The organism is Paenibacillus senegalensis JC66, from assembly GCF_000285515.1.
GTDB classification, from domain to species: Bacteria; Bacillota; Bacilli; order Paenibacillales; family NBRC-103111; genus Paenibacillus_L; species Paenibacillus_L senegalensis.
Genome location: NZ_HE610963.1, coordinates 33,776 through 35,379, shown reverse-complemented (window position 1 = coordinate 35,379; position 1,604 = coordinate 33,776). Strand labels below are relative to the sequence as shown.

The window sequence follows — 1,604 nt, the reverse complement described above, 5'->3', positions numbered from 1 at the left end:
TTGGGTGGCTCAGGAAATCTTTTTTGAAAGACAGGTCAAAGCGTTGGAATCACATCCATAGCCAAAGCGGCCGCAAGAAAGAGCAGCATGGCTACGCCTTTGGCCATGCCTCTTCCGCGTTTTCCAGGGCCGGCACTCCTCCAGGCATAACGAAAATACAACAAACCTCCTGTGGCAAGAATGGCGATTTCAAGCGCCAAACTGGCTGCAGGCATCGTCCACAACCCCAGCCCTATTAGCGGGAGATTGCCCAGGTTGCCCGGTAAGAGGGCCAGATCCGGGCGGTGAACAATCAAGTCCAATAACCAGTGGCTGAAAGTGACCAGGCCAAGGATCACTCCCGCCCGCATTCCCCATCGGGCCGCAGCCAGCCACGCAGCCAACCCTGCAATCACTAAAGCACTAACGAGAGAATGCGAATAGAAGGCAGTTATAAATGCCCCTCCATAGCCTTCCCCCTCCAGAGTCTCAAGACCAAGCATCGATAAAGGCAAAAAAATCAAATCATACAGTTGAGTGCCAACGAACAGCGCCCACAGCGGAACTTCAGGTGCTTTAGCTTTCACGGCAGCGGCCACGCCAAAATGCCCAGCAAACATATTATCGCTCCTTTACAGAAATGGGCCGGATTCCAGTAATGCAGGAATTGACAGCAAGCGCTGAAAGAAGGTGTGACGGTAGAATGCAAACATAAATCTGCTATTCAAAATTTGCAGCATTCCGGATAAAATCACATCCTGTCGGCCGAATAGGCCATTTTCGCTGAATCTTCAGCGACATCCAATTCGCTACTTGACGTCACACCCGGAAAACTAACCTGTTATTATATAAGACTAATCTTATTAGTTTTCTTCAGTAAAATCAACCCGCTGCTCCCGGTCATTTATAGTATTGGTGTTCGGCCAGATTGCTGTCCTATTCCTCACCCGCGATATCGTTCATTTCAATCCAAAAGTCCTCTACTTTATTGCTGCTTTAAACACACTTCAGTCTCAAATTAGACTAAATCCAACTCCTCCACTTTACCGTATCTTTTTATCCATATCGCGGAATTCACCTTTCTACAAGGCTCTCATACCTTACCAGAATTACAAATCGGCATATACTAGATCAGTTCTATTAATAAGGAGGTTCGTGCCTTGTCCAATCCGAATATTCCTAACATATCTCCGAACATAACGCTGACACGGGATGATGTGGTGAACCTGTTGATGTCCTCTATCGCGATGGAAGAGTTGGGGCTTGCCCACATCATCAATGCGGAAGGAGAGAAAATTCAATTTGCTTTAGGTACGCTTCAGGGGGCAAGTGGTCCGCCGGCAACACTGCAGCAAGTGCTGGAAGTGAATCAAAGTACCCAAGCTATGCTGGATACGATCTTCCGCCAGGAGATGATGCTCGACTCCAAGCTCAAGACGGCGACCAATATCCCTACCCTGCGCGGCCCGACAGGACCAGTCGGCCCGACCGGGGCGCCGGGCGGCGTCATCAGCATTAACGGCCAGACCGGCGTGGTGACGCTGGATGCGTCAAATGGCGTTATGCCGTTTATGCGAGAGCAGTCCACGAGTAGCCTGGACGATTACAAAGACCCGGGCATATAC

1 protein-coding gene and 1 pseudogene are annotated in these 1,604 nt (G+C 49.8%); one reads left to right on the top strand and one right to left on the bottom strand.

Annotation, left to right across the window (positions count from 1 at the left end):
* Nucleotides 1-35: 35 nt before the first annotated feature.
* Complete coding sequence (locus PSHG_RS22595; RefSeq protein WP_010278182.1) at nucleotides 36-599, bottom strand: hypothetical protein; 564 nt, start codon at nucleotides 597-599, stop codon at nucleotides 36-38.
* Between the two features lie 540 nt (nucleotides 600-1,139).
* Here PSHG_RS22595 and PSHG_RS30970 point away from each other — a divergent pair.
* Nucleotides 1,140-1,604, top strand: a pseudogene (locus PSHG_RS30970) (collagen-like protein); the annotation flags it as partial.